The 21,708-nt window shown below is 45.7% G+C and carries 22 protein-coding genes; 18 read left to right on the top strand and 4 right to left on the bottom strand.

Annotated features, from left to right (window positions below; all coding sequences use genetic code 11):
* Window positions 1-81 precede the first annotated feature (81 nt).
* The 5 genes from ACO53F_RS07535 to ACO53F_RS07555 all read left to right on the top strand — a co-directional run bounded on the left by ACO53F_RS07535 (window position 82) and on the right by ACO53F_RS07555 (window position 4,598).
* Window positions 82-1,575: a helicase HerA-like domain-containing protein gene (locus ACO53F_RS07535; RefSeq protein ID WP_485137936.1), complete on the top strand. Its 1,494-nt coding sequence runs from the start codon at window positions 82-84 to the stop codon at window positions 1,573-1,575.
* A gap of 44 nt (window positions 1,576-1,619) precedes the next feature.
* Window positions 1,620-2,543, top strand: coding sequence for an aldo/keto reductase (locus ACO53F_RS07540; protein ID WP_485137937.1), 924 nt, complete (start codon window positions 1,620-1,622; stop codon window positions 2,541-2,543).
* A 25-nt stretch (window positions 2,544-2,568) separates the two neighbouring features.
* Window positions 2,569-3,402 (top strand): Cof-type HAD-IIB family hydrolase, encoded by an 834-nt coding sequence (locus tag ACO53F_RS07545; RefSeq protein WP_485137938.1) that lies wholly within the window; start codon window positions 2,569-2,571, stop codon window positions 3,400-3,402.
* Window positions 3,403-3,418: 16 nt separating this feature from the next.
* Window positions 3,419-3,769, top strand: coding sequence for a hypothetical protein (locus tag ACO53F_RS07550; protein WP_023392317.1), 351 nt, complete (start codon window positions 3,419-3,421; stop codon window positions 3,767-3,769).
* 397 nt (window positions 3,770-4,166) lie between these two features.
* Window positions 4,167-4,598, top strand: coding sequence for a hypothetical protein (locus ACO53F_RS07555; RefSeq protein ID WP_485137939.1), 432 nt, complete (start codon window positions 4,167-4,169; stop codon window positions 4,596-4,598).
* Between the two features lie 359 nt (window positions 4,599-4,957).
* On the opposite strand, the gene ACO53F_RS07560 is transcribed toward ACO53F_RS07555, so the two are convergent.
* Window positions 4,958-5,980: an LTA glycolipid anchor biosynthesis glycosyltransferase, IagA/BgsA family gene (locus ACO53F_RS07560; RefSeq protein ID WP_485137940.1), complete on the bottom strand. Its 1,023-nt coding sequence runs from the start codon at window positions 5,978-5,980 to the stop codon at window positions 4,958-4,960.
* Between the two features lie 200 nt (window positions 5,981-6,180).
* Between ACO53F_RS07560 and ACO53F_RS07565 the strand changes: the two genes are divergently transcribed.
* The 5 genes from ACO53F_RS07565 to ACO53F_RS07585 all read left to right on the top strand — a co-directional run bounded on the left by ACO53F_RS07565 (window position 6,181) and on the right by ACO53F_RS07585 (window position 11,319).
* Window positions 6,181-7,788 (top strand): ABC transporter substrate-binding protein/permease, encoded by a 1,608-nt coding sequence (locus ACO53F_RS07565; RefSeq protein ID WP_485137941.1) that lies wholly within the window; start codon window positions 6,181-6,183, stop codon window positions 7,786-7,788.
* Window positions 7,788-8,525, top strand: coding sequence for an amino acid ABC transporter ATP-binding protein (locus ACO53F_RS07570; RefSeq protein ID WP_143227653.1), 738 nt, complete (start codon window positions 7,788-7,790; stop codon window positions 8,523-8,525). Before ACO53F_RS07565 ends, ACO53F_RS07570 begins: the two co-directional genes overlap by 1 nt.
* A 344-nt stretch (window positions 8,526-8,869) precedes the next feature.
* Window positions 8,870-10,252 (top strand): 23S rRNA (uracil(1939)-C(5))-methyltransferase RlmD, encoded by a 1,383-nt coding sequence (gene rlmD, locus ACO53F_RS07575; protein WP_485137942.1) that lies wholly within the window; start codon window positions 8,870-8,872, stop codon window positions 10,250-10,252.
* A gap of 39 nt (window positions 10,253-10,291) precedes the next feature.
* Entirely contained in the window at window positions 10,292-10,741 is a 450-nt protein-coding gene (locus ACO53F_RS07580; RefSeq protein ID WP_485137943.1) for a hypothetical protein, read from the top strand.
* Between the two features lie 83 nt (window positions 10,742-10,824).
* Window positions 10,825-11,319 carry a hypothetical protein gene (locus ACO53F_RS07585; protein WP_485137944.1) on the top strand — a complete coding sequence of 165 codons (495 nt, stop codon included), beginning with the start codon at window positions 10,825-10,827 and terminating at the stop codon, window positions 11,317-11,319.
* 215 nt (window positions 11,320-11,534) lie between these two features.
* Here the strand turns inward: ACO53F_RS07585 and ACO53F_RS07590 are convergent, their stop codons facing one another.
* Together ACO53F_RS07590 and ACO53F_RS07595 are read right to left on the bottom strand one after the other, a co-directional pair.
* A complete protein-coding gene (locus ACO53F_RS07590) occupies window positions 11,535-12,209 on the bottom strand; it encodes an ABC transporter ATP-binding protein (RefSeq protein ID WP_298077513.1) in 675 nt (224 codons plus the stop codon).
* Window positions 12,210-12,219: 10 nt separating this feature from the next.
* Window positions 12,220-13,281 carry an ABC transporter permease gene (locus ACO53F_RS07595; RefSeq protein ID WP_485137945.1) on the bottom strand — a complete coding sequence of 354 codons (1,062 nt, stop codon included), beginning with the start codon at window positions 13,279-13,281 and terminating at the stop codon, window positions 12,220-12,222.
* Window positions 13,282-13,743: 462 nt separating this feature from the next.
* Here ACO53F_RS07595 and hemH point away from each other — a divergent pair, with 462 nt between their 5' ends.
* Both hemH and ACO53F_RS07605 read left to right on the top strand, forming a co-directional pair.
* Window positions 13,744-14,838 (top strand): ferrochelatase, encoded by a 1,095-nt coding sequence (gene hemH, locus ACO53F_RS07600; protein WP_485137946.1) that lies wholly within the window; start codon window positions 13,744-13,746, stop codon window positions 14,836-14,838.
* A gap of 169 nt (window positions 14,839-15,007) precedes the next feature.
* Window positions 15,008-15,934, top strand: coding sequence for a cysteine peptidase family C39 domain-containing protein (locus ACO53F_RS07605; protein ID WP_485137947.1), 927 nt, complete (start codon window positions 15,008-15,010; stop codon window positions 15,932-15,934).
* 67 nt (window positions 15,935-16,001) lie between these two features.
* Here ACO53F_RS07605 and ACO53F_RS07610 read toward each other — a convergent pair whose 3' ends face one another.
* Window positions 16,002-16,253 (bottom strand): hypothetical protein, encoded by a 252-nt coding sequence (locus ACO53F_RS07610; RefSeq protein ID WP_314761227.1) that lies wholly within the window; start codon window positions 16,251-16,253, stop codon window positions 16,002-16,004.
* 184 nt (window positions 16,254-16,437) lie between these two features.
* Between ACO53F_RS07610 and ACO53F_RS07615 the strand changes: the two genes are divergently transcribed.
* From ACO53F_RS07615 to ACO53F_RS07640, 6 genes are all read left to right on the top strand, one after another.
* Window positions 16,438-17,400 carry an aminoglycoside phosphotransferase family protein gene (locus tag ACO53F_RS07615; protein ID WP_485137948.1) on the top strand — a complete coding sequence of 321 codons (963 nt, stop codon included), beginning with the start codon at window positions 16,438-16,440 and terminating at the stop codon, window positions 17,398-17,400.
* 126 nt (window positions 17,401-17,526) lie between these two features.
* The gene (locus tag ACO53F_RS07620) at window positions 17,527-18,075 is read left to right on the top strand and encodes a DUF6609 family protein (RefSeq protein ID WP_485137949.1); all 549 of its coding nucleotides are present in this window, start codon (window positions 17,527-17,529) and stop codon (window positions 18,073-18,075) included.
* 73 nt (window positions 18,076-18,148) lie between these two features.
* A complete protein-coding gene (locus tag ACO53F_RS07625; protein WP_485137950.1) occupies window positions 18,149-18,991 on the top strand; it encodes a DUF4300 family protein in 843 nt (280 codons plus the stop codon).
* Window positions 18,992-19,155: 164 nt separating this feature from the next.
* Complete coding sequence (locus ACO53F_RS07630; protein ID WP_485137951.1) at window positions 19,156-19,521, top strand: YdeI/OmpD-associated family protein; 366 nt, start codon at window positions 19,156-19,158, stop codon at window positions 19,519-19,521.
* Window positions 19,522-19,550: 29 nt separating this feature from the next.
* Window positions 19,551-20,120, top strand: coding sequence for a GrpB family protein (locus ACO53F_RS07635; RefSeq protein ID WP_485137952.1), 570 nt, complete (start codon window positions 19,551-19,553; stop codon window positions 20,118-20,120).
* A 217-nt stretch (window positions 20,121-20,337) separates the two neighbouring features.
* A complete protein-coding gene (locus tag ACO53F_RS07640) occupies window positions 20,338-21,498 on the top strand; it encodes a hypothetical protein (RefSeq protein ID WP_485137953.1) in 1,161 nt (386 codons plus the stop codon).
* Window positions 21,499-21,708: the final 210 nt, after the last annotated feature.

The raw sequence follows: 21,708 nt of genomic DNA on the forward strand, positions 1-21,708 counted from the left end.
TATGGATATGTTAAAATAAGAGTAGAATGGGCAACTGGGCGAAGACTGTCCAGTGTCATCAAGAAAAAAGGGGGAAAGAGCATGACTTCAGTCATCACCTTCGGGCAGGGGGCGCATCCAGCGCAACTTCGCCTTGATAAATTAAACCGTCACGGCATTATCGCCGGTGCGACAGGGACCGGTAAGACCGTAACCCTTAAGGTCTTGGCCGAATTACTAAGCCAAGAAGGCATTCCAGTCGTCCTCTCTGATATCAAGGGAGACCTTATGTCCTTGGCTCAAGCCAACAATACCGATGTCAGCGAGCGCCTGGCTCAGACAGGTCGTGAGAACTATGAACCAAGTTCTTATCCTGTACAACTTTGGGATGTCAAAGGCGAGAACGGGACGCCTTTGCGTTTGACTGTCTCCGATATGGGGCCTGTCATGTTAACCCGTCTCTTGGGCCTCAATGAAACCCAAGAATCCATTCTCAACGTGGTCTTCGATGTGGCCGATAAGCAAGGTCTCTTGCTGATTGACCTCATGGACTTGCGGGCTATGCTTAACTATGTGGCCGCTCATGCTGGTGAATTAAGCCAACACTACGGTAACATTCCAGCACGTTCAGTTGGGGCTATTTTACGCTCTCTAGTTATTTTAGAGCAACAAGGGGCAGCCAAGTTCTTTGGTGAGCCAAGCTTGGAGATTGCCGATCTCATGCGCCAAGACAGCGATGGCCGTGGGATTGTCAACATCCTCAATGCGGAACAGCTCTTCAACCAACCAACCTTGTATGCGACTGTGCTCTTGGCCCTCTTGGCTGAGCTCTATGAGAACCTTCCGGAAGTCGGGGACTTGGATAAACCTAAGTTGGTCTTCTTCTTCGATGAAGCCCACGCCCTTTTCAAGGATGCGCCGGCTGTCTTATTAGAGAAGATTGAGCTCATTGTCCGCTTAGTTCGGTCCAAAGGGGTCGGGGTTTACTTCATTACCCAAAACCCAACCGATATTCCAGACAAGGTAGCCAGCCAATTGGCTAACCGCATCCAGCATGGTTTGCGGGCCTTTACGCCTAAGGAACTCAAGACCGTTAAAACGGTAGCGGACACCTTCCGTCAAGAAGCCAACCAAGACCTAGCCAAGGTCATTCAAGAACTCAAGGTAGGGGAAGCTGTGGTGTCTACCCTGACGGAAGATGGTAGCCCTAGCCTGGCCGACCGGGTACTCATTTACCCACCGCAAAGTCTCTTAGGGACCATCGACCCAACCGTTAAGGCCAGTCTAATGAATAGCTCACCATTGGATGACAAGTATGGTGAAGCCATTGACCGTGAGAGTGCCCATGAAGTCATTCTCAAACAAACCCAAGAACAGGAGGCGGCCCTCTTAGCAGCCGCTCAAGCTGCAGAGGCAGCAGAAGTAGAAGAAGAGGAGGATGAAGACGTGGCAAAAACTAGCAAGAAGTCAAGCAGCACTGGTGGTCGCAAGACAGACAACCTCTTGGATCGTTTCATGAAGAATGTGGTCGGCCAAGTGGGGCGTGAAGTCGGCCGTGTGGTATCCCGCGGGATTACCGGTATGTTCAAGAAGTAAGACCTTGTCCCATTCCTACGCCAGCCAATAAAGGAGTCGCTATCATGGAAACCTTATGTCTTGGTCGTCACTTAGCCGGAGCCAGTCGCATCGCTCTAGGCTGCATGCGCATGGCCTCCCATTCGCTACAAGAAGCTAGCCAGGTTCTGGAGACTGCCCGCCAGGTCGGCATTAATTTCTTCGATCATGCCGATATCTATGGCCGAGGCGAGTCGGAAGTCCGCTTTGCTCAAGCTGTCAAGGAACTAGGCATTCCGCGTGATCAGCTGCTGATTCAGTCCAAGTGTGGGATTCGCCTGCCGGAAGGATATTTTGACTTTTCCAGCCAGCATATCCTGGATTCGGTAGATGGCATTCTCAAACGCCTCAAGACCGACTATCTGGACGTCTTGCTCCTACATCGGCCCGATGCCTTGATGGAGCCGGACCAGGTGGCAGCCGCCTTCGGTCGTCTGCATGCAGCCGGGAAGGTGCGTTATTTCGGCGTCAGCAATCAGAATCCCTATCAAATGGAACTGCTGCAGGCCAGTGTAAATCAGCCCCTCATTATTAATCAATTGCAGTTGGGGCCTGCCCATACCCCCATGATTGATGCCGGCCTCAATGTTAATATGCGAGAAGTCGCAGGTATTAACCGTGACGGGGGCATTCTGGATTATTGTCGCCTCAAGGGCATCACCATCCAACCTTGGTCGCCCTTCCAGGTAGACTTGCATCAAGGAGTCTTCATGACCCATCCAGACTATCAGCTCTTGACCGAGACCTTAAGTCAGGGTGCTAAGCAGCATGGTGTGGCCTTCGAAGCCATGGTCATTGCCTGGCTCTTGCGCCATCCGGCAGGCTTCCAACCGATTGTGGGGACCATGAGCCCAAAACGGATTGAAGCGTTGGCCCAGGCTGAACGTGTGCAAATGACTCGCCAAGAATGGTATGACATCTACAAGAGTGCAGGCAATCGCCTCCCTTAATCAAGTGTGAAGGAGACAAGAATCAATGAAATTAATCGCCATTGATATGGACGGGACCCTCTTAAGAGGGGACAAGTCCTTTGATTTGGATCGCTTCGAGCGGGCAGTTCATGCCCTTAAGGAAGCCGGAACCCGGGTCTGTATTGCCTCAGGCAATAGCTATCCTAAGTTGCGCGGCTATTTTGATGACCAATTACGTCAGGAACTGCTCTTTGCCTCGACTAACGGTAACGCCATTATGGTAGAAGAGCAAGGCCTTCATTATAGCGCCTTGGACTACGACACGACCGAAGCCATTATTGACTTCCTCAATGAGTTCTCGGATTTCTTCTGTCTGGTCATGACCGACCGTGGCTCCTATGCCGTGACCCAAGATCAGGATGCCTTGGATCATTTCCGTCTCTACCATCCGCATATTGATCATTTGGTTAATTTCCGTGACCTCAATCCAGAAGAAGCCATTCTTCAACTATCGGTCATGAGTAAGCGTAGCGTAGCCGACAATAAGGTCATGACGCGGATTCTCAATGAGCGTTTCCCAGAGGGGCATGCGGTGACCAGTGGTGGCCGTTGGATTGATGTCTTCAGTCCCCAAGGGGGTAAGGGCAAGGCCATCCGCTACCTACAAGACTATCTGGGCACTGACGCTAGTCAGACCATGGCCTTTGGTGATAGCCTCAATGACCAGACCATGATGGAAGTGGTCGATTATAGCCTAGCCATGGGCAACGCCGATCCAGATTTATTGGCTATCTGCCGTTATCAAATTGGCGATAATGAATCGCAAGCAGTGATTGATATCCTGGAAGCCCTAGTGGCCGACCCAAGTGCGGCCTTCCTGGCCCAATATCGTCGCTAAGTAAAGGAGCAAGACCGTGTCCAAAAAGCCAAGCAAAAGAAAGCAAAAAGCCCACAAGGAGCAAGCCCAAGATGACTTGGTGCAGGTTGACGCCTTTATGATTCCGGCGCCCTTTGCCGCCATGTATCAAGTTTTACGGGAAGCCGTGGCCGAGGATTTGTTGGCTCTCTTGAGCCAGGAATTCGCCCGGGTGGCTCGGGTCTCGGACAATGAGGAAGAAGGGGAGGCAGTGGTCGCTTATGATGCGGCCGACGTCGAACAGCTACGGATTTACCTCAATCCAAGCAATATTTCTCAGGCCCAGAAGGCGCGGGACAAGCATCAACTGGATAAATTTGTGGACCATCTCCGCCAGACGGAGGGGTAAGATAGAAAGGGTGGGAAAAGTATTTCCCACCCTTTTTATCTGTGTCCAAAGGTGTGTGAGCCAAGCCCCACTCGAGCCAAAAGACGATGCTTGAGGTGGGACCGGCTTCAGCCAGCCTGCGGCTGTCTTCCGCCTTGTGTCGCTATCGAAGGGCTAAGTCACTGCCTTCCCAGCCCTTCTGATACGCGCCACATCCTGGACACCACAAGCACCGTCTTTTGGCCGTGGGACTTGGCCCACACTGGACTGGCAAAAAGCATAAAAAAAGGTGGATGAAAACACTTTCTGGATGTATAATGAGTGTGTAGATAGAATTTGGATGACGATGTATTTGGGAAGGGAGGTTTAGGATAAAGTCGTCATCAGGTATGCAACTATAATAAAGGAGCAATGCAATATGAAACGTTTTATTTTGACCCCACTCACTTTCTTGTTTCTACTGCTCTTTTGTCTTTCGACTTCAAACGTTCAAGCCAATCAATCAGTAGGTGATGACCTATGTTGCTGTCCTAAGAAGCCACATGAATCTTGGTGTGAAGAATATGCTGTAGAGTGGTACATAGGAAATCCAAATGATGTTCGGCCGATTGAAGAAGATTTGACAGCCTATATTCCTGATAAGAAGGACAAAAAACGAGATGCATTTCCAAGCTCTATTGTGGTAGAAGAGATTCGATTCTTTAGTTCTCAGCCACCTCAAACCATTTACTATAATAAAAATCACTACTATGGCTATATCCCTGTGGTTAAAATATGGCAACTGGGCCCAATTTACTACGCTCTATATAAGGGGGCGGTTATTTTACAAGGTCCAGGTGCAAGCAATTGAGTTAGAAAATAAGATTTTGCCTTTTATGCAAAGCACCCCATAAGTTGGACTTTTAATGTCTGACTTACGGGGTGCTTTTCAAGAGGTAAACAACTTAACTTTCTTCATTTTGCCAATCGTCCAGTGTGAGACCAGCCCCACGTCCAAAAGCGGGCTTGTGGTCTAGTGGATGCCTCGCGTATCAGAAGGGCTTGGAACGTTAGTGACCTAGCCCTTCGATAGCGAGGCAAGGCGGAAGACAGCCACAGGCTGGCTGAAGCCGGTCCCACCACTAGTCCCGTCTTTTGGCTCGAGTGGGACTGGTCTCACATGGTTTTAGGAACATAAAAAAGAGCGGGAAACCCCACCCTTTACTTATCTTATAATCCTTGTCGCTCCTGACTAGCACGAATGGCATGGCCGTAGATGCGACCTAGTTCTTGACCGATGACCGCTAGGTCACGTTGGACTGCCACGGGATAGGCTGCCTGGGTCAAGTCAGGTAGCTCTTGGGCTTGGCTAGCCCGAATCAGACGCTCGAAGTCATCGACATCCTTAGCCTTGTAGACGTTGACCTGGTCGGTTAGCCAGTCATCGAAGACCGGAATGTCCCGAACGATGAACTTTGCATGGGCGGCACAGGCCTCGACGGCCGGAATGCCTTCGGTTTCTTCCAAGGTAGGGAAGAGGTAGAGGTCGCTGCCCTGCATGGCCTGAATAATCTGCTGATTGTCAACATAGCCGGCAAAGGTCAGGTTGGCCGGTGGATTGGAGACAGCAGCCCGAATAGCGGACGGCACTAGGTTCAAGTCCGTATAGCCAAACCAGATGAAGCGGATATGGGGCAGGCGCTTAGCCAACTCCACAAAATCTAGAATGCCCTTGCGCTCTAGATAGAGGCCAATCCCAATGCAGACGAAGTCTTGATCGGTCAGTCCGTAGCGCGCCCGGAAGAGCTCCCGCGCCTGAGGCTGAGGGGCAAATTTTTCTAGTTCAATACCGTTGGACAAGACGAAGATTTCCCGACCCATATTATAAGAATCGAGTAGACGCTTGGAGTAGGGCGTAGGTGTAATGAGGACATCGCCTTGTTGGTAGCAGGTCATGAGCCAACGCTTGAAGATAGGCGCTAGCTGATTAGAGAAGCGGAAGGAATTACGGAAGTCCTCCATGGTCGAATGGGCATGGTAGACGACCGGAATGCCTTGCTTGCGACATTTGCGGGCGAAGAGCATGGATTGGGGGAAGTAGGTATTGATATGTAATAAATCGAAGGAGTCCTTGGGATCGGTGGTGTAGTCAATCCCGGCATGTTCCAAGGCCTTCATTTGATGTTTAATTGATTTACCAAGGCCAGATTTGGCAATCTTGTCGAGATGTTGACTGTAGAGTAGGACTTTCACCCCGAAACCTCCTTTAAATAAAATGCAATTGCTTTCCTTAAGTGTATAGTAATAGAGGCCAGAGTGCAAGTCTAGCTGAGAGAATAGTTGGGACATTTGAAAAAATTAAACCATAAATAACGCTTTCATCTTAAAAATATCTTGCACTATGATTCTGAAGGTGTATACTTATTATAATTCTATTAATAGGAGTGAGAAAAATGAAAAAATCGTTAAAATTCTTGGCATTAGCCTTCGTTGCATTCATGATGGTAGCGTGTGGTGCCAAGAAGCAAGACGCTCAACCCCTATTGATCGGGATGGAAGCGGGCTATCCGCCTTATAACTGGACGCAGTCCACCAACGCTAACGGTGCTGTACCTATTAAGGACTCCAAGGAATTCGCCAATGGTTACGACGTGCAAATCGCGCGTAAGATTGGGGAAAAATTAGGCCGCGAAGTCCAAGTGGTCAAGACGGAGTGGGATGGGCTCTTACCAGCTGTCCAATCAGATAAAATCGATATGATTATTGCCGGCATGTCGCCAACAGCGGAGCGGTCTAAGGAAATCGACTTCTCCGAGTCTTACTATGAATCACGCTTCGTTATGGTGGTCCGCAAGGATTCGCCTTACGCCCAAGCGAAGACGCTAGACGACTTTGCGGGTGCTAAGGTGTCAGGTCAACAAGGGACCCTGCACTATGACTTACTGAAACAACTCAAGGACGCTCAGGTTGAGCAGGCACAGGATTCTTTCCCTGTCTTGCGGGTGGCCTTAGAAGCAGGCAAGCTAGATGCCTACATTTCAGAATATCCAGAAGCTGTCTCTGCGGCAGCTGCCAACCCTCTATTCACCTACGTAGAACTTAATCCAAGCTTCCAAGTGGCGCCAGAAGATCGCAAGGTCTCTATCGGGGTTAAGAAGGGAAGCCCACTTATGAACCAGATTAATGAAGCCATTGCGGAAATTACAGATCAGCAACGCAAGGACTTCATGGATCAGGCCATTAAGAACCAGCCAGCGGCTGACGGTCAAGAAGAAACCAGCACTGAGGGAGCGACCACAGAAGATTATAACTTCTTTGCTCGTACTTGGGAGATTGCCACTCAGAACTGGCGTCAATACTTGGCCGGGACCGGCATGACCCTCTGGGTATCCTTAACCGGTACCTTAATCGGTCTCCTGATTGGTTTGGCCGTCGGGATTATCCGGACCATTCCGAAGTCTAAGAGCCAAATCCATAATGGCGTCTTGAAAGTCGCTAACCTATTGCTCAACGCCTATATTGCCATCTTCCGTGGGACACCGATGATCGTTCAAGCTATGATCTTCTACTACGGGACCGACCTACTCTGGGGCTGGAAATTAACCCCTATGTCGGCGGCCTTCCTGGTTGTCTCCATTAACACCGGGGCCTACATTGCTGAAGTCGTTCGGGGTGGGATTTACGCCATCGACAAGGGCCAATTTGAAGCGGCTCGTGCTATTGGGATGAACCACTGGCAAACCATGAAAGAAGTGGTTATGCCACAAGTCTTCCGGACCATTCTGCCATCTGTCGGCAATGAATTTGTCATCAACGTCAAGGATACATCTGTCCTCAACGTGATCTCGGTCAGCGAACTCTACTTCACGACCAAGACCATTGCCGGCAATAACTTCCGTTACTTCGAGACCTTCTTCGTAACGGCCGTTATCTACTTCATCTTAACCTTTACCATTACATCACTCTTGCGCGCGATTGAAAAACGCATTGACGGTCGCCCAAGTGATCAACTGGCTGCCGGTAACCAACAACAAGTGGCAGTGCTCAAAGAGGAGGCCTAATCATGGCGATTGTAGAAATTCAACACTTAAGCAAAACCTTTGGCGACCGTACGGTCCTCAAGGACATTGATTTTTCCGTTGAAGCAGGGGAAGTCGTAACCATTATCGGCTCTTCAGGTTCAGGTAAATCCACCCTCTTGCGTTGTATTAACCTCTTAGAGGAACCAAGCGGTGGGGAAATCATTTACCGGGGCGAGAATATCTTAGACGTGAAGCATGACGTCAACAAGTACCGGACCCATATCGGCATGGTCTTCCAATCCTTCAACCTCTTCAATAACATGGATGTCTTGGCTAACTGTACCGTCGGCCCTATCAAGGTCCTAGGTAAGGACAAGGCTGAGACTGAAGCCTTAGCTACTAAGTTCCTGGAACAAGTAGGTATGGGAGATTATGTCCATGCCCGTCCTAGCCAATTATCTGGGGGTCAGAAGCAACGGGTAGCCATTGCTCGGGCCTTGACCATGCAGCCAGATGTCATTCTCTTCGATGAACCGACTTCCGCACTTGACCCTGAGATGGTCGGCGAAGTCTTGAAGGTTATGAAGGAATTGGCTCATACTGGTTTGACTATGATTATTGTCACCCACGAAATGGAGTTCGCTCGTGAGGTTTCCGACCGCGTGGTCTTCATGGACCAAGGGGTCATCGCCGAACAAGGCGCACCAGAGCAACTCTTCGTCAACCCACAAGAAGAACGGACCCAACAATTCTTGGAACGTTACTTACGCAGTTAATCAGCCACAGGCGACTGGATGTCCAGTCGCCTGTTTTTGTTGTATTAAGACCACCACCAGCACTTAATACAAGCATGGACTGGCCCCAGTTCCCACAAGCTAGGTAAAAAGTCAGCGCCAGTCCATGGATAGCCAGAACAATGGACTAGCTCGACGAAAATTGGACAAAAACTGCTAGATAGCCTAGGGAAGGTGCCGCCAGTCCATGGATAGGAAGAACAATGGACTGGCTCGGTGAAAAAGGCGGCATATGGCTTCCTAAACTAGCCCGCAAGGAGGTGCCACGTCTTTGCCTAGCCTTCGTTTCATGGTATGATAGGAAGGAAAAGCAAAGGAGACTGAAGATGGACGCAAAACAAGTATTTAAGAAGAATCAAGTACACCAAGGCCAGGTAGTGGACCTGACCCATGAAGGACAGGGCGTCGTCAAAATTGACGGCTATCCCTTCTTTGTCGAGGGGGTGATTCCGGGCGAGCAGGTGGCCATTAAGGTCCTCAAGGTCGGCAAGTCCTTCGGCTTTGCGCGCCTAGAAGAGGTTCTAACAGCCAGTCCAGACCGAGTAGAGATTACCGACCCTATCGGCCGGCAGATTGGCACCATGACCCTGCAACATCTAGCTTATCCTGCCCAGCTCAAGGCTAAGCAGGCCCTAGTTAAGCAAGTCTTCAGTCGACTAGGAAAATTCCCGGAAAGTCTGGAGGTCCGGCCAACGCATGGCATGGACCATCCTTGGCAATACCGCAATAAGGCCCAAATCCCGGTGCGGACCGTCAAAGGCCAACTAGAGACCGGCTTCTTCCGTAAGAACAGCCACCAACTAGTGCCGGTGGAGAATTTCCATATTCAAGATCCGGCCATCGACCAAGCTATTTTGGTGACGCGGGATATTCTACGCAAGCTAGGCTACTCTGCCTACGACGAGGAAAGTCGCAAGGGCCAAATTCGTCATATCATCGTCAAGCGCGGTCACTATAGCAGCCAAGTCATGCTGATCTTGGTCGTGAATGGCAAGGGTTTGCCGCGAGAAGAGCAGCTGGTGGCAGCACTGACCGATGCCATTCCTAATCTGGTCAGTCTGGTCCTCAACAGCCATACGCAGGACAATAATGTCATTATGGGACCGACCAATCGCCTCTTGTGGGGCCAGCCAGTTTATCAGGATCAGATGTTGGGGCTGGATTTCTCCATCTCCCCGCATTCCTTCTATCAGGTCAACACCCCTCAGGCCGAAGCCCTCTATCGCTATGCTATTGAGGCGGCTGATTTATCTGGCAGCGAGACAGTCCTGGATGCCTACTGCGGGATCGGAACCATCTCCCTGGCCCTAGCCCGCCAAGCCGGCCAGGTCTATGCCATGGAAATCGTGTCTGAAGCCATTGACATGGCGCGGGCCAATGCCCAGGCCAATGGCCTAACCAATGTGACCTTCCAAGCCGGCAAGGCCGAAGAGGTGCTACCAGCTTGGCAGGCAGAAGGTATTGTTTTTGATGTGGCGGTAGTCGATCCACCGCGCAAGGGTCTAGATCCTGAATTCGTTAAGACCCTGATTGAACTGGCACCAGATAAGATCGTCTACGTGTCCTGCAACCCAGCCACCTGCGCTCGGGACTGCCAACTCTTGGCCCAGGCAGGCTATGAGCTGCAGTGGGTGCAGCCGGTTGATTTATTCCCGCAGACTGCGCATGTGGAGTGCGTGGCGGTGCTTGTTAAAAACCATAATAGCTAGGTATTGATAAATTTATTGAAAAGGCAGGACTGATTATCAATGGGAATGACTAACAAACAAAAGGTGGATATGGCCAATCAACGAGGGATTGATTTGCCTTTGGAAATGCTTGAAAGAGATATAGTGGCGGTCTATGGCGTGTTTGCTAAAAAGGAGAACGAAGAATTTTGTATCTATGTGGGGAAAGCCACGAACTTACGTGCTAGATTGTTAGGTTGTCACATTCATCGTTATCTCAATAATTACGTTACGAACTTAGTGCCTAAACTAATCGACCAACACATACAAGCGGGCTATAGGATAGAGGTCAAAATACTAGAAGAAATAGACTATCAAGATAGCTCATTCTCGCGGGCAGCCCATCGACTTGCCTTTGCAGAACTTAAGTGGATTGTGGATATGCAAAAAGAAGGTCTGTGTTTAGAGCAGCTACCTGAAGGGGCAGGTCCAAATTCAAGGACCTATTGGGAAAATCATTATCAGAATTAAGAGAGTCCTAGTCATTGTTAAGCCTATATTGATGATGGGAAAAGTTATGTTATCGATAGTTAGGAAGTATAGGGAGTCTTGTCATGGGAATTCAGAAGGTAGAAACGGTCTTTAAAGAAGAAAATCTTGAGTTGGTCTTTAGACCAGAAGATAGTGAGAAAGCATTGATTGCTGAGGCATTCAACCTATTTTCGGATTATATGGGCATGGACGATGTTGGCTATGACTGGGGCAGTAACTTTGAGTCCGGGAGATATGTTATCGTAGTTTATCAGAGGTTTTCTGTTTTCGAGAACGGTAAGCGTATGTGGATAAATAAAGCTTTTCAGAATAAAGTAGGGAGATTTTCGCGCTACAAGAAGCAACTGTTTGCCATTATGTTGGATCGCGAAATAGAATATAAAGTCTCAGGATGGAGTCGGAGTCTATGGACATATACGCTTCAGGATCCTAAAAACACACTACAAGTCCTAACATTTCCTAGTGCTTGGGTGGCTGAAGGCTATGCCAAGAAATATTCAAAAGAAGGCTATAAGGTCGCGGTTCTGGGCTGGTATGAAGATTATGATATGTACTAAGATTTAGGAGAGAGCCCATGCTAATCAGACAATTAATTGAAGAAGTCCAAGGAGTTTACGACGAAACGATACGGTAACAGTGAACCGCCGAGTGCGTGGCTCTGCTGATGAAAGCCTAAAAACAGAGATAAATTTGAAAAGAAAAAAGCCTTGATTTCAAGGCTTTTTCTCTATATATGAAGACCAAATAGGTAGTCGCAAACTTACCAATAGTCTTAGACTTTCTCTTTCAATTGGCCGTCATTCATGGTGTAAATACGGTCAAACTTGTCTAAAAGGCGTGTGTCATGGGTAATCATGACAACTCCTCTCCCTTGTTCATGGGCAATAGTCGCTAACATATCAGTGACTTGATAAGCCCGTTGGGTGTCTAGGCTAGCGGTAGGTTCGTCGGCCAAAATGATACTTGGATTATTATAGAGGGCTCTTGCAATCGCAGCACGCTGACGTTCGCCCCCAGAAAGTTCTTTGGGGTAGTTGTTTTTGACCTTGTCTAAATCCAATAGATTGAATAATTTTTGACGATCTTCTTTAACCGACCTTCCCTTATCCAAACGGTCGATTAAGTCTAATTGTTCTTTGACGGTTAGAAATGGGATTAAGTTAGAGGTTTGCAGAATAAAGCCAAACTCCTTGAAACGTAAAGCCGTTTTTTCTTTTTCAGATAACTGGTGCGTATCTTTTCCTTTTACAAGAATATCACCACTCGATGGATGTTGGAGTTGTCCGAGTGTGGTCAAGAAAGTTGTTTTCCCGGAACCTGACGGTCCAATAATGGCCACAAACTCACCAGCATTGAGATGGAAGTTTGTTTCGTGTAAAGCAACCACCTGTAAATGCCCATGCCCGTAAGTTTTCGTTACTTGTTTCATTTCAATTAATTTAGTCATCTTTTTCTCCTTATTCGGAAATAGCAGTAATTGGATCAATCTTGAGCACGCGCGGTAATGAAATCATTCCGCCAAGTAACGCCATCAAAGCAATAACCAGACTTAAGGCACCATAAGCAGCCCAATTTTGATAGGAAGGGAAGGTTGTTGGCAAGACAAAAGTAATCGCCCAGATTCCAATTAAAGCTAAGCCAATCCCAATAAGAGACAGGATGAATATTTGGCAAAATAAGGACCAAACAATGGTTCTAGATTGAATCCCTTGAGCGCGCATCACGCCATATAAGCCCAACTTTTGAATGGTAAGAATATAAATGAAGATCCCGACAATCAGACCAGTAATCACAATCATGGCAACAATCATCCCAGAGAACACATTTTTCTGAGGGCTATAACCAGGAATACGGGAGATCATCTCATCCTCCGTAACCTGAGTCAATTCGTCTGCAGCAATCATTTGATTATTTTTCAAGATTAAGGCTGAAACCGAACGGCTAGAGTCAAGCGTCCCTTGTAAGGTCCAGTAGGTTGTCAAACTGCTGTATACGACAGGTGCAGTGAAAAATTTACTATTAGTAGTTAACCCCACAATCTTATAGCTAGTCTTACTCCCATTAAGCTGAATCTCGTCTCCCAGTTCGACGCCGTAGTTTTTCAAAGATTCGTCAACCACCACTTCATCATCTTGAGTTGGATAATTGCCTTCAGTTAACTTAGGTGCAATAAAGCTGTCCCAGTTTTGGGCAAAGAGAGAAAGATTGAATTTTTCACTATCGTCATTGTCTTTGAGATTTGTAACGACAGACATAAAACCAAGAGCAGCCACGTCATCTGAGAGCTTATCTTGGTAATTGGCCTCAGGAATAAAAGAAGCAGTCAAATTTTTGTTGGCATAATCAGATAAGACGACGCCTGTTGCTTCCCAGTTATCTGCAGCAATGCGATTGGCTCTAATCAATCCAAGTGCTAGGCTAGTCAGGAAAAAGACCATGAAGGTGATCAGAAAAATGGTGGATACAATAAGACTATAACGTAATTTATTTTGCAGAATTTCTTTAATAGCGAGATACATATGAATGCTCCTTAATTGTTTGTGATGTGGCTCTGACTAAATTAAATCTAGTCATTCCTATTAGCTAAAATCATTTGAAGCATTGAATTACTGCTTGGATATCTCTTTGTAACCCATTCTCCGAGTTTAGTCCTATCAATCTACCAAAACTAAAAAGCACTGTCAAGAGAAAGGAGTCGTGGGTTAGAATCATACTAAAGGCATTAAAAGATTAACAGGAAACAATGATTATATTAATTTATGCCAGATCTTTCAATATCCTTTGTTCTAAAATATCTTGCTGGGCTAGTATGAAGAATACGATAGATATTAAGATTTAGGAGGTAATTTATGCACCTGTTGACTAGATTAGGCCATATTTTCTATGTATCGGACAAGCTAGATTCGTCTGATTATCCGATAAAGCCCTTTCTATGATAGAATAAGAGACGGAAACTACGACACACACATAAGGAGTTTGACATGTCTAAGAAAGCTGTTCTCATGATGACCTTTGGGTCACCAGAAGCGATTAGCTATGAAGCAGTCGCGGAATTTTTCACCAATATTCGCCGGGGTGTTCGTCCAGAAGAAGATGAAATCAAAACCCTATATGATAATTATGTTCGGATTGGTGGTACGCCTCTCCAGGCCATTACTAGGGAAGAGGTAAGGTTAGTAGCTGAGGCCCTAGAAGGCCAAGCGAACGTTTATTTTGCCAATAAATTTTCGCGTCCCTTCATCCCCGATGTCATTGCACAGATGGAGGCAGATGGGATTGAAGACTGCCTCTGTTTAATCTTGGAACCTCATTTTTCCTATTACTCCGTAATGGGCTATGAGAAATTCCTAGAGAGCCAGACCATCCGTTTCCAAGTCATTAAGGACTGGTATCGCGAGCCAACCCTTATCAATTATTGGGTAGAGGAAATTCGAAAAATTATCCAAGAAATTGGTAGTCAGACTTATCGGGTCGTTTTCTCAGCTCATAGCGTACCTGTCTTGGCACTAGAGTTTGGCGATCCTTATATCGATCAAATCTACGACAATAGCCGCTTGATTGCTGAAAGTCTCGGACTTGCTCAAGACCAGTATACTAACACTTGGCAGAGTGAGAGCGATATTGGAATGCCATGGATTAAGCCAGATGTCTTGGAATATTTGCGAGAGCAAAGCCAGCATCCCGACCATTATATCTTTGTGCCTATTGCTTTTATTAGTGAGCATATCGAGGTGCTTTTTGACAATGACGTGGAGTGTCAAGAACTCTGCCATGAATTAGGCGTGGGCTATAAGCGTCCCCCTATGCCCAATACGGATCCACGTCTGATTGAGGCCTTGCTGTCAACGATTGCCAAGCATCTCCATGGGGACTACAAAATCCATCAAGCTGATGAGACTACTTTTGATGAGATGGCGGCGCCTAGAGACAGCGATGCGATTCTAAAGGAAGACCAAGACATCCAGATGCCTGATTTTGTTAAAAAGCTCATTGCCAAAAAGGGACGAGAAAATGTCAAAATGCCATATCTAGTCAAGAAAATGCTGGAGAAGAAATTCGGCAAGAAGTATGATTAAATAGTCAAAAAAGCCTCCCTAGCTAGATAAAAATCTACTAGGGGGGGCTTTTTTAATGGTCTGTAACTTTTTCCAATCCCCACACCCCATAAATTCTGCTCCTTTTTTCTAGGGTGGCAGCCCTAATTGCATTGTATAATCAAGCTATCAATGAGAAGGAGGCAGACATATGCAGATCTATTTTGGAGACGTATCACTTTGTTATACTTATTCTTTAGCCATGGCCTTGGAAGCCTACGGTTATGACCTGAGGCCGGAATATCTCGAGGCCCTTATGTTGATGGGGAATGGGGCTTCCATTGTCAAAGACGATGCAAAGCACCCATTAGTGTTCTTCGATAACGGCATGCCGGATCTTTCGATTTCTCACGTCTTAGACATTTTGGGTTTTGACTATGAAGAATATTATCTAAGGGAGGGACAAACGGTTGATTTGGATTTAATCAGAAGGAAGTTGAAAGCTCTTCTAGCTAATGGGCCGGTAGTGCTGGGACCACTCGATATGGGGCATCTGACTTACAATCCTAACCACACCCACTTATACGGAGTGGATCACTTTGTCTCAGTTTATGATTTAGATGATGACTATCTCTACTTGCATGATCCAGCAGGTTTTGCCTGTATGAAAATCAAGTTTGAAGACTTTCTGCCAGCATGGCAAGCCCAGGAAATCGACTATAAGCGAGGCGCCTATTCTATGTGGGGCAATTTCAAGCGAGTCGCTAATCCAGACGCGAGCGCAATCTATCTGGTCACCTCGCAAATAATGGCCCAAAGATACTTGCAAGGGCAAGAAGGCGTCCTTCCACTCTACGCGGCGGCAGTAGCAAAACATGGCTTGAATGAAGAGCAAAAACAACTGCATCAGTATTTCAGTTTTAAACTGGCCGCTGTCAGAAATCTCTACCTGAGTAGATTCCTAGCAGAGCACGATGGCCTGCGTTCAAAAATTAAAGAAGACTTAGCCTCTTTATTTGGACAAGCCCACCTGTCTTGCCTAGAGGAAGATTATGAAGAGTTGTCGCGCCTCTTGTTTGAGATAGCGGAATTAGATGACCGATTTAGAGCTTTATGCCAAGAAGCTAGAGATAGTTAAGCTTTAACCTCATATCCAAAATAAACCGGAGGCGCCTATACAGGCAGACCTCCGGTTATTTCATTTCCTATTTTGTCATCCCCTTCCTCTGGTGAATTTCAAAGCAAAGTGCGACCAGCAAGAGTAGCAAGCCAACTGGCAGGTAGAAGCTTGGGAAGACTGAATGGGTGCCGTAGATGTCGAAGACAGCTTTTAGGAATGAGCCGAAGATGAGGGGGAGGACGCCTATTTTGTAGGCTGCCCTGGCGTTTTCTGAGCTGAGGAAGTACTTATGAAGTTTTTGGGCTAGTAGGTTAGCTATGACGACGATTGTTCTCATTGTTTTACACCGCTCACCTCTGGGGGGAGCTTTCTCCTTTCCTTAGTGCTAACTCTAATGTAAAGCATGAACCTAAAAGCTACTTAAAAGGAGTGGAAAAAAATGAAGAGACTATTTAAAATAGGGGTGAGTAGACAAATGAGTTTAAAGCTAAGCTAGAAAAATAAAAGGGGAATGGCATGTGATGAAAAACTGGGAAGACCACATTCCAAGCAATGTTCAAAATAAGTTGGATGCATTAGGTGGTGAGGGGCTACAATGGACAAAAGACTTAAACACAGTTATTGATTGCATAGAAAAAGAGTGGAGCCTTTCTTTGGAGCAAATCCTTGAAGGAGGTTCAGAGGCCTTTGTAGCAAAATGTGCCTTGAGAAATCAAGAAAAGGGGATTCTCAAATTATTTATGCCTCAATTGGAGGGGAATTCCGAGTTTGAGCAACAGGTAGAGGCCCTTAGAGTTGTAAATGGAGCGGGATATGTCAAGTTGCTCAAGTACGATGCGAAGAGGAAGGCAGTCCTGCTAGAGTGTTTGGGCGAGCCTTTGAGTGAGTTTGATTATTCTATTAGAGACCAAATGAAGATAATTTGCGGGCTACTAAAGAAAACCTGGATTCCCCTCGATGAAAATCAAGAGCTAAGACCGATGGGACAATTAATTGGGTGGTTTCAAGATTTTATCCTGTCCACTTGGGAAAAATTAGAGAAACCGTGCAGTAAAGAAATCATTGAACGGGCGCTCTTGTTTTTAGAATCAAGAAGAAAGTGCCTGTCTTCATATCAATCTGTGCTAGTCCATGGGGATCCACACGCTGACAATATACTGAAAGCACTAGATTCCAATGAGATATCTTATAAATTGATAGATCCGGATGGAATCCTAGGGGAGCCTGCCTACGACCTTGGGATCCTCGTGCGAGAATGGGTGGAGGAGTTGGTTGATGATCCTTTGGAAAAAGCTAATGAGAGAGTCCTCTTGCTTCATAATGAAACTGGAGTTGAGATGCAGAGCATCTGGGAATGGGCATTCATTCAATCTGTATCAACTGGGTTGTTTTTAAAAGTAATTCAAGAACACGACTTAGGTGATAGCCTCTTAAGAATTGCTCAGGAATGGTTGCGCTTGGAGCAGTTCCCGGTTCCAGTATAATTTTTGAGATAAAAGGAGCTTGTCAACGCCTTTTCTTCTATTAAAGTGCTATAATAAAGTAAGAGCCACCTAGCTTACTGGATAGAGGCTAGATGGCAGCTATGAAGATTTTGGAGGCACTTATTTATGGGATTTTTAGCTTATGACAAGAATGAAAAACTAGCATTTAACTTCAAGAAAGCCTGTGGCTTATGGTTGATGGCCGTTGCGTCGGTGATTGCGGTGGCAACCTTGATTGGTGGCAAGCAGATTATTAACATGCAGGTTTTCAGCATGGGCTACATTGTCAGCTTTTTCGCTATTAACCAGAACAAAACCCTACTTAATAAATTATCAACTGGCAGTTCGAGTCCCTTCCAGAAGAAAGTAGCCCTCTATGCGGTCATTTTACTCTTTGTCTTAATGGCCATCTTAGGCGGCCCCTTCTTCGCGACGGAAAATTGGCGCCTCATCTGGCTGGGAGCCTTAATGGCGACCGCGCTGCATTTCTTCCCCTTCTATTTCGTACATGGCAAGTCTATGATTTATCTAGCCCTGATGTGTGCGGTCAATATTGCGGTTGGCTATCTCTTCCCTAATATTTCCATGGTGGTCATTGCCTATGTGGATGCTGCCATTAAGTTCGCCTTTGGGGCCTATCTCTACTTTTTGTCGCGACCATCTCAACAAGCATAAATAGTTCAGTATACCTTTTAACCTAATGTTAAAAGGTAAATTTTGACCAAAATATCAGCTAGAGGAGAGCCTCATGTTCAAACACACCAAAACCATCATCCTATCCCTCGGCCTCGTCTTATCTCTAGTAGCCTGTAGTCCTAAGCAGAGTGGCCAAGAAGCAAGTCCTTCTCATCCCAGCTATTCTAACCTTAATAGTCCAAGTAGCATAGAAGAAGTGAGGACCCTCTTGTCTGCTCATTTGGACAAGGATAGCGTTGAGGAATTCCTCAAACTCGTCAAAGACTATAATGACATTGTTGGGCCTAGCGGGCTCAAGGGGGACTTCACCGAATTCACCAAGACGGACTATGATGTGGCCAAGATTAATCCACTTTGGCATGAGCAGAAGGGGGATTTTATCGGGACTAATTGCCGCATTAACAGCTATACCTTGCTCAAAAACACCATTGAGATTCCGCCTGTCAGCCAGGATGATGAGCTGCTCTTCATGGATAATGACGCCATAGACAAGGGGCATGTCATGGATGATAAGGATAAGGCGGCCTTCAATATCCTCTTCTCTCGGGTTAAGACCGAGGCTACCCAGGACGTCAAGGTCCACGCCAAGCGTATGGCGCAATACCTGTCCCAGTTCAAGTTCAATGATAAGGTTAGAATGCTGTCGGTAGTCTTACATGATAATTTGGATGGCGACAGTCTCTTCATCGGCCATGTCGGCGTCTTAGTTCCAGCCAAAGAGGGCTATCTCTTCCTAGAGAAACTGACCTTCGAGGAGCCTTATCAGGCCATCAAATTTGCCAGCAAGGAAGAGGTCTATCAATATCTGGGGACCAAGTACTCCGACTATACTGGCCCTGGCTTGGCTAAGCCCTTTATTATGGACAATGATCAGTGGGTGGAGGGGGCTCAATAGCTAGTTTATCGCCATTACCATAAGTTCCAAGACGGGGCTTGATGGGCTCAACAATCAGAGAACTCAGACCGGATGAGGGCAATTAATTAGATAAGCTTGTATATGAGGCCATCTTATCCTGAGTTTAGCAGAACGGTCACCATCAAGAATGAAAGGAAAAAATAATGCGACAATTAGACCAAGTCTATGATCAACTTCCGATTATATCTTTTGAAAAGAGACAAGAACTACATGATTGGTTACTAGCTAATGAACAGACTTCGCCGGGTATTTGGATTCGGATTTTTAAAGCTAAGTCCAAGTTGTCATCGGTGACCTTTCATGAGGTCTTGGAAGAAGGGCTATGTTTCGGCTGGAGTGAAAGCATGCGACGGTCCTATGATGATCTGTCCTACCTGCAGAAGTTTACACCTCGTAAGGGCAAGTCCACTCAGTCTGAGCGTAATTTAAGACTGGTTGACAAGCTAGCAGCCGAGAATCGTATGCGACCTTCGGGCTACTCGGCTTTAGGTTTAAAACCAAAAAACTAGATTTGCCTTGTTTGAAAGGAGCAACCCATATGGCCAAGGACCTGACTAAACTATCCTTAGAAGAACTCTGGCGTCTGTTTCCTATCTTCCTAGTAGCACCTAAGCCCCAGTGGAAGACCAATTATCAAGAAATGGAAATGCGACTGGCACAAGTCCTAGGAGATTTGTCTCTGGTTCGTATCAGCCACATTGGTAGCACGGCCATCCCAGGCATCTGGGCCAAGGATATCGTTGATGTTTTGGTCGAGTTGGCACCTCAGTCGGATTTGCGCCTAGCCAGTGATTGCTTGATTCAGTCTGGCTTTCTTAAAATGTCAGAGTCAGAGGGGCGGGTATCCTTGAATGCGGGTTACACCCCAGAAGGCTTCGCGGATAAGGTCTATCACATTCACTTGCGCTACCAAGGAGATCACGACGAGCTCTACTTTAGGGACTATCTTAGGGAACATGCCCAAGTAGCCAAGGATTATGAGGCCCTCAAGTTAGCTCTCTGGTCGCAGTATGAGCACAATCGTGATGCCTACACCGATGCCAAGACTGACTTCATCCAAACTTGGACGCGCCAAGCTCGTCAGGACTATGGGGTGCGCTATGTTTGAAAGAGCAAGGTAGTTAGGAGCGCATATTAAAGTAAAGATATCTTTCTACACCTCAGCAAATATGCTATTATATACATACTAGATAGAAGCAAGATAAATAGATTATCAAAGTAATCTCATAGGTGAATCAAAGTGATAATCTACAAAGCGTTTTATCATGTAGACAAATTACTAAGTAAAAAGAGTCTTTCGTGGATATTCGTGAAAGGAGCGCATCATGATTTACTCTAAAAAATGTAAGTTTAAAGTCGAAATAGAGATAGATTTTATAGATAAGGAAGACGCTATCCAGCAAGAACTTCCAATCAAAAAAGAGTATTTATACCATAAAAATATAGAAGGTAATGAATATAAGGATAAGGTATCTATTTGTAAGGATAAGATTGAAATATCAGGTGAACGAACGAGGGATATTGATCAAGGTACAATGTTCTATACAATAAAAAGTCGATATTATCGTGAATGTATTAGTGTTCTATTATATTCTTACATTAAAATCGGTGCCTTCACTATTAAAGGAATAAAAAGTGTTGTTACCAAATGGAACGAAAAAAAAATACATTCAGTCCCTAGTTTTAATCAAAAGTTTAAGACTGGATTTCCTTTTGAAGTAGACGAACTTGTTTTAGATAGCTTGTTCGATTATAGTGATGATTCAATTTATTTTCCATTAATGCATCTAATTGAGGGAATGGATTATACCACCTATAAATTAGAACATTCTTGGAAGGCGTTCAACTATATATATAGTACTGTGTATAAAGTGATTAATAGTAAGAACGATAAGGGGAAAAACGGTGACAGTGAAAAAAATGCGTATATAAAAATGTTTGATGTTATGAAGTCTAGTATTGCTGAGTTTGATTCCATTTTTCAAGAAGCAAAGGAATTGGTGCTTAAGGAAATTGATACTAATGATGCGATAGCGTTTTTTCGAAAGAAGGACCCACAGCAAATTTCCAACATTGAGAGTTTTCTAACTATATTTGATATCCATAATATTTCTGACTCGTCTCTTTTGACATTATTAGAGGAAATGTTTGATGAAATATACGGGAAATACCAGGGGGAGTATGCCTCTAATCCTTCTTCGAATGATAGTAAAATGAAGCCCTATAGAACAGTGAAGAAGAAGTTTAAAGAATGTCAGAAAAAAAGTGGAGAAGATACCGCTGATTATATGATGTTTTTGTTGAACTTCGTATGCTATTTGAGAAATAAAATGATGCATGGAGTAATCCAAAGTCCCGGTTTTTTGTTTGTTAATGATGCTAGTAAATATTTGGAGGTATATGGACAATTTCTAGCAAAACTATGTTGTAAACTCCTCAACAATGATATTTACCGATTAGCGGAGTCGTATGGGAACAAAAACTAAATAGCTAATATAGATATGAAGTGAAACTGTCATTGATTTGTAAGGCCTATTAGAGGCAGGGATTTCCCTGCCTCTTTGGCTGGATTCACATAATATCTAGCCCTTAAACAAATTTCACAAAGCATATTGTGAAACCCTATTCTCCTGTGATACAATAGGGTTTAGCTTTCTAGATATCTTGTTATCGGCACATTCAATAAGGGTGAAAAA

This window comes from Abiotrophia sp. (assembly GCF_057275535.1).

What these genes read in the sequence shown, in the direction of transcription:
- ACO53F_RS07535 (WP_485137936.1), top strand. Translation starts at nt 82, where the DNA reads ATGACTTCAGTCATCACCTTCGGGCAGGGGGCGCATCCAGCGCAACTT.
- ACO53F_RS07540 (WP_485137937.1), top strand. Translation starts at nt 1,620, where the DNA reads ATGGAAACCTTATGTCTTGGTCGTCACTTAGCCGGAGCCAGTCGCATC.
- ACO53F_RS07545 (WP_485137938.1), top strand. Translation starts at nt 2,569, where the DNA reads ATGAAATTAATCGCCATTGATATGGACGGGACCCTCTTAAGAGGGGAC.
- ACO53F_RS07555 (WP_485137939.1), top strand. Translation starts at nt 4,167, where the DNA reads ATGAAACGTTTTATTTTGACCCCACTCACTTTCTTGTTTCTACTGCTC.
- ACO53F_RS07565 (WP_485137941.1), top strand. Translation starts at nt 6,181, where the DNA reads ATGAAAAAATCGTTAAAATTCTTGGCATTAGCCTTCGTTGCATTCATG.
- rlmD (WP_485137942.1), top strand. Translation starts at nt 8,870, where the DNA reads ATGGACGCAAAACAAGTATTTAAGAAGAATCAAGTACACCAAGGCCAG.
- ACO53F_RS07580 (WP_485137943.1), top strand. Translation starts at nt 10,292, where the DNA reads ATGGGAATGACTAACAAACAAAAGGTGGATATGGCCAATCAACGAGGG.
- ACO53F_RS07585 (WP_485137944.1), top strand. Translation starts at nt 10,825, where the DNA reads ATGGGAATTCAGAAGGTAGAAACGGTCTTTAAAGAAGAAAATCTTGAG.
- ACO53F_RS07590 (WP_298077513.1), bottom strand. Translation starts at nt 12,209, where the DNA reads ATGACTAAATTAATTGAAATGAAACAAGTAACGAAAACTTACGGGCAT.
- ACO53F_RS07595 (WP_485137945.1), bottom strand. Translation starts at nt 13,281, where the DNA reads ATGTATCTCGCTATTAAAGAAATTCTGCAAAATAAATTACGTTATAGT.
- hemH (WP_485137946.1), top strand. Translation starts at nt 13,744, where the DNA reads ATGTCTAAGAAAGCTGTTCTCATGATGACCTTTGGGTCACCAGAAGCG.
- ACO53F_RS07605 (WP_485137947.1), top strand. Translation starts at nt 15,008, where the DNA reads ATGCAGATCTATTTTGGAGACGTATCACTTTGTTATACTTATTCTTTA.
- ACO53F_RS07610 (WP_314761227.1), bottom strand. Translation starts at nt 16,253, where the DNA reads ATGAGAACAATCGTCGTCATAGCTAACCTACTAGCCCAAAAACTTCAT.
- ACO53F_RS07615 (WP_485137948.1), top strand. Translation starts at nt 16,438, where the DNA reads ATGAAAAACTGGGAAGACCACATTCCAAGCAATGTTCAAAATAAGTTG.
- ACO53F_RS07620 (WP_485137949.1), top strand. Translation starts at nt 17,527, where the DNA reads ATGGGATTTTTAGCTTATGACAAGAATGAAAAACTAGCATTTAACTTC.
- ACO53F_RS07625 (WP_485137950.1), top strand. Translation starts at nt 18,149, where the DNA reads ATGTTCAAACACACCAAAACCATCATCCTATCCCTCGGCCTCGTCTTA.
- ACO53F_RS07630 (WP_485137951.1), top strand. Translation starts at nt 19,156, where the DNA reads ATGCGACAATTAGACCAAGTCTATGATCAACTTCCGATTATATCTTTT.
- ACO53F_RS07635 (WP_485137952.1), top strand. Translation starts at nt 19,551, where the DNA reads ATGGCCAAGGACCTGACTAAACTATCCTTAGAAGAACTCTGGCGTCTG.
- ACO53F_RS07640 (WP_485137953.1), top strand. Translation starts at nt 20,338, where the DNA reads ATGATTTACTCTAAAAAATGTAAGTTTAAAGTCGAAATAGAGATAGAT.